This window comes from Streptomyces sp. NPDC033216 (genome assembly GCF_055577115.1).
Genome location: NZ_JBVIQK010000025.1, coordinates 83,736 through 92,527 on the forward strand (window position 1 = coordinate 83,736; position 8,792 = coordinate 92,527).

Genomic DNA, 8,792 nt, shown 5'->3' on the forward strand with positions numbered 1-8,792 from the left:
CGGGCAGCCGTGCCCCCGCCGCCTTCACCGCACCACGTTCCGCATCCTTTTCTTCCTGGAGGCACAGGTGGCATCCCCCGCCGAAGTCCTCGCCGTCCGTGGACTGAGCAAGACCTTCCCGGGCGTCCGAGCCCTGGACGACGTAGATCTCACCCTGCACGCCGGCGAGGTCCACGCGCTGATCGGCGAGAACGGCGCCGGCAAGTCGACCCTCATCAAGCTCCTCACCGGCGTGTACCGTCCCGACGCCGGCGAGATCACCTTCCAGGGCCACACGGTCTCCTTCGGCACGCCCCTGGAAGCGCAGAAGGCGGGCATCTCGACCATCTACCAGGAGGTCAACCTCATCCCGCTGCTCAGCGTGGCCCGCAACCTCTTCCTGGGCCGCGAACCACGCAACCGCTTCGGCACGCTGGACATCGCCCGCATGAACCGGGAGGCCGAGGAGACCCTGCGCGGTTACGGCGTCCATGTGGACGTGCGTCGGCCGCTGCGCACCCTGGGCGTCGGCGCCCAGCAGATGGTCGCCCTGGCCCGCGCCGTGGCCACCGACGCGCGCGTCGTCATCATGGACGAGCCGACCTCCTCGCTCGAACCACGCGAGGTCGAAACCCTGTTCTCGGTGATCCGTCGCCTGCGCGAAGCCAACATCTCCGTCGTCTATGTAAGCCACCGCCTCGACGAGCTGTACGCCGTGTGCAGCACGGTCACCGTGCTGCGCGACGGCCGGCGCGTCCACCACGGCAGGCTGGCCGACCTCGACCGTCTCGCCCTGGTGTCCACGATGCTCGGCCGGGATCTGGGCGAGGTCCGCACGGAGGGCCTCACCAAGTTCACCGGTGATCACCAGGCCGCCGACTCCGAACCGGTGCTGGACGCGCGGGAACTGACCGTGCCGCACAAGCTGCGCGGGGTGTCCCTGAGCATCCGGCCAGGTGAGGTCGTCGGGCTGGCTGGACTGCTCGGTTCCGGACGCACCGAGACAGCGAAGGCCATCTCCGGTGCCCTGCCGCTTCGTTCGGGCCGCGTCATGGTCGCCGGGATGCCGCTGCGCGGCGGTTCCACGCCGGCCGCCATCCGGGCGGGCATCAGCCTGCTGCCGGAGGACCGCAAGAGCGAGGGCATCGTCCCTGGGCTGTCGGTCCGGGAGAACATCGCGCTCGCAGTCCTGCCCCGACTGTCCCGCTTCGGCCTCGTCTCCGAGGCCCGCGTCGACAGCGTCGTCGACACCTTCATGAAGCGGCTGCACATCAGGGCGTCCTCGCCGCACCAGAAGGTCGGCGAGCTGTCCGGCGGCAACCAGCAAAAGGTGCTGCTCGCCCGCTGGCTCGCCATGAATCCCAAGGTGCTGCTACTCGACGAGCCCACTCGCGGCATCGACGTCGGCGCCAAGGCAGAGGTGCAGAAACTCGTGGACGAACTGGCCGCGGACGGTCTGGGCGTCCTGCTCATCTCCTCCGACCTGGAGGAACTGATCGAAGGGTCCGACCGCGTGGTCGTGCTGAAGGACGGCGCCGTCGTCGGCGAACTCACCGGCGACGACGTCACCGAGGAGAGGCTCATGCGCACCATCGCCGGGGACACCCGGGCGGAGTCCGTCAAGGAGGTGGCGAACGATGGCTGAGGCCACCCTGCGCACCGCCCCACTGGACAAGACCCGAGTGCTCCAGTGGCTCCAGACCTACGGCGTCTACGCCGGTGTCGCGGTCCTGCTCGTCGTCAACATCGTCATCACCCCGCACTTCCTCTCCGCGGAGAACTTCCGCACCCAGGCGGTGCAGGTCGCCCCCGTCATCATCGTGGCCCTCGGCATGGCCCTGGTCATCGGCACCGAAGGCGTCGACCTGTCCGTCGGCGCCGTGATGGCGCTGGCGGCGTCCGTCACCGCGCTCTATCTGGGCTACGGGCTGCTGCCCGCGCTGCTCGTGGTCGCGCTGTTCGCCGCCGCGGTCGGACTGGCCAACGGCGCGCTCGTCGCGCTCGTCGGCGTGCAACCCATCGTGGCCACCCTGGCGCTCATGGTCGGCGGCCGCGGCGTCGCCCTGGTGCTGCTGCCGCAGCTGGAGGACCTGCGCAACCCGTCCTTGGCCTCCCTGGGCTCCGGTGACGTCCTCGGCATCCCCTATCTCATCCTGATCGCCACGGTCCTGGCCCTGCTGGTGGCCTTCGTGGTGCGCCGCACCACCTTCGGACGCCAGCTCCTCGCCATCGGCGACAGCCGGCCCGCGGCGCAGCTCGCCGGTCTGCCGGTGCGACGCGTGCTGATCGTCGTGTACGTCGTGTGCGCGCTGCTCGCGTCCGTGGCCGGTGTGCTGGCGACCGCCCGTCTCCAGGCCAGTGACCCGACCTCGCTCGGCAATCTGATGGAGCTCTCTGCGATCACGGCGGTCGTGGTGGGCGGCACGCCGCTGACCGGTGGCCGGGTCAACATCGCCGGCACCGTGGCGGGGGCCGTCCTCATCCAGCTGCTCACGGCCACCCTCATCAAGCACGATCTGCCGCCCTCCTGGACCCAGATCGCCCAGGCCATAGTGATCGTCGCCGCGGTGTACGCGGCACGGGGACGGGGGAAGCGATGACCTTCACGAAGGCGGACACACCGGTGACCACCGCGGGCAACGAGCCGACGGGAGAGAGCGTGCCGGTCGGCTCCGCCCGGTCCGAACGGCTGAGCGCCCTCTTCCAGCAGCACGGCGCGCTGGCCGTCCTGGTGATCGTCTCCCTGGTGGCGTCGCTCTCCTTCGACTCCTTCGCCACCGGCGACAACGCCAGCAACATGGCGACCAGTTCGGCCTTCCTGGCGATCGTCGCCCTCGGCATGACCTTCGTCATCATCACGGGCGGCATCGACCTGTCGGTCGGTTCGCTGTTCGCCCTGGGCGGCGTGCTCGCGGCCTGGGGTTCACGGCACGGCACCCTCGTCGCCCTGTTGCTCCCCTTGGCCGTGTGCGGCCTGATAGGAGTCGTCAACGGCCTGCTCGTGGCCCGTTCCCGCCTCGCGCCCTTCATCGTCACGCTGGCCGCCATGCTGGGCGCGCGCGGCCTGCTGCTGGCCGTCACCGACGAGGGCGCGGACACGTTCCTCATCGGCAAGGGCTCCCTCCTCGCCGAACTGGGCCAGGGCACGACACTCGGCCTGGGCAACCCGGTGTGGATCACCCTGGCCCTGTTTGCGGCAGGCGCCGTGGCGCTGCGCCGCACCCGCTTCGGTCAGCACGTGTACGCGGTCGGCGGGAACGAGGACGCGGCGGCCCTGATGGGTGCTCCGGTCGCCCGCACGAAGATCCTCGTCTACACGCTGTCGGGCCTGCTCGCCGGTCTGGCCGGCGCGCTCAACGCCGCCTGGCTCGCCTCCGGTGTGACGATCCTCGGCAACGGCATGGAACTGGAGGCCATCTCCGCCGTCGTCATCGGCGGGACCCTGCTGACCGGAGGCCTCGGCTACGTCAGTGGTTCCCTGGTCGGCGTCCTGCTGCTGAAGGTCATCCAGAACGTCATCAACCAGATCGGCTCCCTCGACTCCTCCTACCAGCAGGTCGTCAGCGGTGCCTTCCTCGCCGTCGTCGTCATCGCCCAGACCTGGCTCGGCCGCAGACGGCAACTCATGTGACCGGCCGCGCCCGGCGGCCGAGCCCCCACGGTCCGGCCGCCGGGTCCGGTCCGGGCGGCCGGACTCCCCTCCGGCCGCCCTCCGCACGCGCACGTCTCCCCACCCCACGATCCAAGGAGGCACGATGCGTCGAGTACGCGCAGGAAGAAGGCCGCTGGACTGGCTGAGACGGAGAGCGCGGTGGGCGGCCACCACGTTCGTCGCCCTCGTCCTGGCCGGCGGCACGGCCCTGACGGCCGCCGGTTCCGTGACCGCCGCACCCCGGGCGTGGACACCCGAGCCGTCCCCCATGACCACCCCGTGGACGGACCAGGTCCCCACCGACACGCCGCTGCCGGAGTACCCCCGCCCCCAGCTGACCCGCCCGGACTGGGCCAACCTGAACGGCATCTGGGACTTCGCCCTCACTTCGGCCGACGCCGGGCAGCCGGCCACCTTCACCGAGCAGATCCGGGTCCCCTTCGTCGCGGAATCCGCGCTCTCCGGCATCCGGCGCAAGATCACGCAGAATGACAGGCTCTGGTACAAGCGCACCTTCACCGTCCCTTCGAACTGGGACGGCCGCCGCGTCCAGCTCCACTTCGGCGCCAGTGACTGGCGTACGACCGTCTGGGTCAACGGCCGCCAGGCCGGCGCCTCCCACAGCGGCGGCTTCGACGCCTTCTCCTACGACGTCACCGACCTCCTCAACGGCGGTACCAACACGATCGTCGTCTCCGTCTGGGACCCCACCGAGACGGGTGGTCAGGCCGTGGGCAAACAGCGGATCCGCGACGTGGCCACGCATCCCGGCGGAGGCATCTTCTACACCGCCGCGTCGGGCATCTGGCAGACCGTATGGCTCGAACCGACCGCCCCCGCGCACATCGCGCGCCTCGACATGGTGCCGGACCTGGTGAACAACCGCCTCAAGGTCACCGTCCGGGGGGTCGGGACGAACGGTCACCAGACCCGCGTCACCGTCTCCGCGGGCGGTACCACGGTCGGCACCGCCACCGGTCCGGTCGGCACCGAGTTCACCGTGCCCGTCCCGAACCCGCGCCTGTGGACGCCGGAGGACCCCTTCCTCTACGACGTGAAGGCCGACCTGCTCTCGGGCAGCTCGGCGGTCGACTCGGTCGGCAGCTACACCGGCATGCGCTCCATCGGCATCGCCCGGGTGGACGGTCTCCTGCGACCGGTCCTCAACGGCAGGTTCGTCTTCCAGACCGGCACCCTGGACCAGGGCTACTGGCCGGACGGCATCTACACGGCGCCCACCGACGCCGCGCTGCGCCACGACCTGCAAAAGCACAAGGACCTCGGCTTCAACATGGTCCGCAAGCACATCAAGGTCGAGCCGCAGCGCTGGTTCTACTGGGCCGACCGGCTGGGTCTGCTGGTCTGGCAGGACATGCCGTCCATGGAGCGCACCCCGGACGCCGCCGCCCGCACGCAGTGGGAGGCCGAGTACGACCGCGTCATCGACCAGCACCGCAGCTCCCCGTCGCTGGTCATGTGGGTCAACCAGAACGAGGGCTGGGGCCAGTACGATCAGGCCCGCATCGCCGACGAGGTCAAGGCCTACGACCCCTCACGCCTGGTCGACAACATGAGCGGCGTCAACTGCTGCGGCGCCGTCGACGGGGGCAACGGCGACGTCGTCGACCACCACGTGTACGTCGGCCCCGGCACCACCGTGCCCAGCTCCACCCGCGCCGCCGTCCTCGGCGAGTTCGGCGGACTGGGCTTCAGGGTCGCCGGCCACGAGTGGTACCCCGGCGGCGGCTTCAGCTACGAGGACCAGCCCGACCTGGCCCACCTGAACAACCGGTTCGTGGGCCTCATCGACGCGATCCGCGAGGTGCGCATGCCCCGCGGCCTGTCCGCCTCGGTCTACACCGAGATCACGGACGTCGAGAACGAGGTCAACGGCCTGCTCACCTACGACCGGCAGGTGGTCAAGGTCGACGAGGCCCGGGTGAGAGCCGCCAACCAGGCCCTGATCAACGCCTCCCGCGGGTCGACGGCGCCCCTCACGCTGCCCACCGGCGAACACCGGTCCCTGCGGGTGACGACCCCGGGCCACACCGACCGGTTCGTGCGCCACAAGGACGGGGCGGTCTTCACGGAGATCGTGAACAGCGGCAGCGACGCCCTGCTGAAGAACGACGCCACCTGGAAGGTCGTTCCCGGACTCGCCAGCAGCTCCTGCTACAGCTTCGAGTCGCGCAACTACCCCGGCCAGTACCTGCGCCACCGCGACTTCCGCGTCCACAAGGAGGGTGGATCCGGTGACGTGTACCGGGCCGACGCCACCTTCTGTCCCGTCCGGAGCGCCGACGGCGGCGTACGGCTGTCCGCGTACAACTTCCCGGAGCAGTACCTGCGCCATTTCAACGCCGAGCTGTGGCTCGCCACCCCGGGCGGCACGCACACCTGGGACAACCCGACCCTGTTCGCGGAGGACACCACCTGGGCCGTACAGGCCCCGTGGGCACCGTGACCGGGACCGGATGAACGGAGCCGTACGGGGGGCGGCGGCAGGGTCACGGCACCCGTCGCCGCCCCCACCTGCCCCGACCGTCCCCTCAGGCCTTACCTGGAGCCTCCATGACCCGCCGAATCACCACCCTGCTGGCCAAATACTGCGCCCTGCTGCTGGCCGGCGGCCTGCTCGTCACGCTGTCGCCCACACCGGCCACCGCAGTGCCCGACTACACCACCGCCGAGTCCGGCAACCCCTTCGTCGACGGCTGGTACGCCGACCCCGACACCGCGTACTACGGCGGCCGGTACTGGGTTTTCCCCACGACCTCGAAGGTCTACGCCGAGCAGACCTATCTCGACGCCTTCTCCTCCCCCGACCTGGTCCACTGGACCGAGCACCCGAAGGTGCTGTCCACCGAGGACATCTCGTGGGCCGAGTACGCGGTGTGGGCGCCCGCGCCCGTGGAGCGCAACGGCAAGTACTACCTCTACTTCGCCGCCAACGACATCCAGAACGACGGGCAGCTCGGCGGCATCGGCGTCGCCGTCTCCGACCGTCCCGAGGGCCCCTACAAGGACGCCCTCGGCAAACCGCTCGTCTCCCGGTTCCACAACGGCGCCCAGCCCATCGACCAGGACGTCTTCATCGACGACGACGGCCAGGCGTACATGTACTACGGCGGCTGGCACCACGCCAATGTCGTGAAGCTCAACCCGGACATGACCAGCCTCGGCGCCTTCCCCGACGGCACCACCTACAAGGAGATCACCCCGGAGAACTACACCGAGGGATCCTTCATGTTCAAACGGAACGACAAGTACTACTTCATGTGGTCCGAGGGAGGCTGGACCGGCCCGGACTACTCCGTCTCCTACGCCATGTCCGAGTCACCCACCGGTCCCTTCAGGAAGATCGACAAGGTCCTGGCCCAGGACCCCGCCGTCGCCCGCGGCTCCGGCCACAACTCGGTCCTCAACGTACCGGGAACGGACATCTGGTACATCGTCTACCACCGCCGCCCGCTCGGCGAGACCGACGGCAACCACCGGCAACTCGCCTACGACCGGCTGCACTTCAACGCGGACGGAACCATCCGCCGCGTCGAGATGCGGGTCCGGGACAACTTCGCCGACGGGAACGCGCTGGGCTGGAAGCCCTATGGCGGGACCTGGTCGGCGACCGACGGCCGGTACCGGGCCGGGCACTCCCTGGGCGGCAAGGCCCTGCTCGACACGAACTTCGCCGACCTGACCTACGACGCCGACGTGACACCGCAGGGCCCCGGCGGTGACGCCGGAGTGACGTTCAGAGTGACGAGGCCGGGAGTCGGCACCGACAGCTACTCCGGTTACTACGCGGGCATCGGCACCGACGGCAAGGTCGTGCTGGGACGGGCCGACGGCCGCTGGACGCCGCTGGCGAGCCGGAGCCTGACCATCGCACCGGGATCCACACACCGGCTGCGGGTCACCGCGGTCGGCACCTCGATCAAGGTGTACGTCGACGACTTGACCACGCCGAAGGTCTCCGTCACCGACGGCACGTACGGCAGCGGGGCCACCGGCGTACGCGTCTTCGGCACCGCCGCGTCCTTCGACAACGTGGCGGTGTCACGCGTCGGCTGAGCTACCCCGGCGGGCTCCGCACGGGGCCGAACGGTCGACGGTGGGCCGCGAGCAGGACGTGGCACCGCTGCCCCTGGTCGTCGGGGGCGGGCAGGGTGACTGTCGGCCACTCGTGGCCGATGACCACGGCGGTACGGTCTGCCGGGCGGTACGCGTCACCGGGGTCGCCGTGGGTGACGGACGCCGCATGGAGCCTGACCGGCACCCACCGGCGCGAGCGGACCCCGGCGGGAGAGGCGTCCCGCCGGGGCCCTGCGCCGTGGTGCCGCTACGGCTTCTCGTCCGTGTAGAGCTCGCTCACCTCCTGCGCGGTGAGCGCCTTGTCGTAGGCGTGGACCTCGTCGACCGCGCCGTTCCAGAAGTCGGTGTCGTTGCCGCCCCACTGGGCGCGTCCGACGGCCAGGGCGCCGGTGCTGGGGTAGGCCGCGCCACCGGTGGCGGTCGCTGCCGGCTTCCCGTCGAGGTACAGCTTGATCGTGTTGTCGGCGCCGTCGCGGACGCCGACCAGGTGGTACCAGCGGCCTGCCTCCGCAGTGGTGACCAGCCGTGCCCGGTTCTCGCCCGGAGTGCTGAAGGCGAACGCACCGTGCCCGTACTGTAGGTAGAAGGGGCTGGCCTGGCGCCGGGTGTCCTGGCTGACCGCGGTGGCGTAGTTGCCGGGCACCTCGTCCAGCCGCACCCACGCGGACACCGAGTAGCTTCCGGTGGTGTCGAGCACCGGCCCATCGGTCTCGGCGTACTGGCCCTGACCGTTGAACTTCAGCGCGCTTCCGCTGACGCCGGGCGTCCAGGTGGTGCCGTCGCTGAGGGTGAGGGCCCTGGCGTTCGGGCCGTCGTCCTCCGCGGTGGTCCCGACGGCCTCGTCGAGGGCCCAGTGCCCGCCGCCCTTCAGCGGCTGCCGCTCACCCGCGGCGGCACCGGCGGCGATGACCTTGCGGTTGACCTCACGGACCCTGGCCGGTTGGACCTTGATCTCCCGGCGGTCGTACGTGTAAGAGGTCCTAACAAAGGCGCTGGACGTGTCTGTGGGTGATCAGGCAGACGGCGAGGCCGAGGAAGGCTTCGTGGATGTCATCGCGTCGTTCCC

5 protein-coding genes and 1 pseudogene are annotated in these 8,792 nt (G+C 70.2%); 5 read left to right on the plus strand and 1 reads right to left on the minus strand.

Going from position 1 to position 8,792, the window contains the following annotated elements:
• Positions 1-67: 67 nt before the first annotated feature.
• From ACZ5Y0_RS31495 to ACZ5Y0_RS31515, 5 genes are all read left to right on the plus strand, one after another.
• Positions 68-1,624, plus strand: coding sequence for a sugar ABC transporter ATP-binding protein (locus ACZ5Y0_RS31495; RefSeq protein WP_469132072.1), 1,557 nt, complete (start codon positions 68-70; stop codon positions 1,622-1,624).
• Entirely contained in the window at positions 1,617-2,579 is a 963-nt protein-coding gene (locus ACZ5Y0_RS31500; protein ID WP_469132073.1) for an ABC transporter permease, read from the plus strand. The genes ACZ5Y0_RS31495 and ACZ5Y0_RS31500 overlap by 8 nt, the downstream gene beginning before the upstream one ends.
• Complete coding sequence (locus ACZ5Y0_RS31505) at positions 2,576-3,610, plus strand: ABC transporter permease (RefSeq protein WP_469132074.1); 1,035 nt, start codon at positions 2,576-2,578, stop codon at positions 3,608-3,610. The genes ACZ5Y0_RS31500 and ACZ5Y0_RS31505 overlap by 4 nt, the downstream gene beginning before the upstream one ends.
• Positions 3,611-3,734: 124 nt before the next feature.
• The gene (locus ACZ5Y0_RS31510; protein ID WP_469132075.1) at positions 3,735-6,095 is read left to right on the plus strand and encodes an AbfB domain-containing protein; all 2,361 of its coding nucleotides are present in this window, start codon (positions 3,735-3,737) and stop codon (positions 6,093-6,095) included.
• Positions 6,096-6,202: 107 nt separating this feature from the next.
• Entirely contained in the window at positions 6,203-7,705 is a 1,503-nt protein-coding gene (locus tag ACZ5Y0_RS31515) for a family 43 glycosylhydrolase (protein ID WP_469132076.1), read from the plus strand.
• A gap of 268 nt (positions 7,706-7,973) precedes the next feature.
• Here ACZ5Y0_RS31515 and ACZ5Y0_RS31520 read toward each other — a convergent pair.
• A pseudogene (locus tag ACZ5Y0_RS31520) lies at positions 7,974-8,699 on the minus strand (LamG domain-containing protein); the annotation flags it as partial.
• Positions 8,700-8,792: the final 93 nt, after the last annotated feature.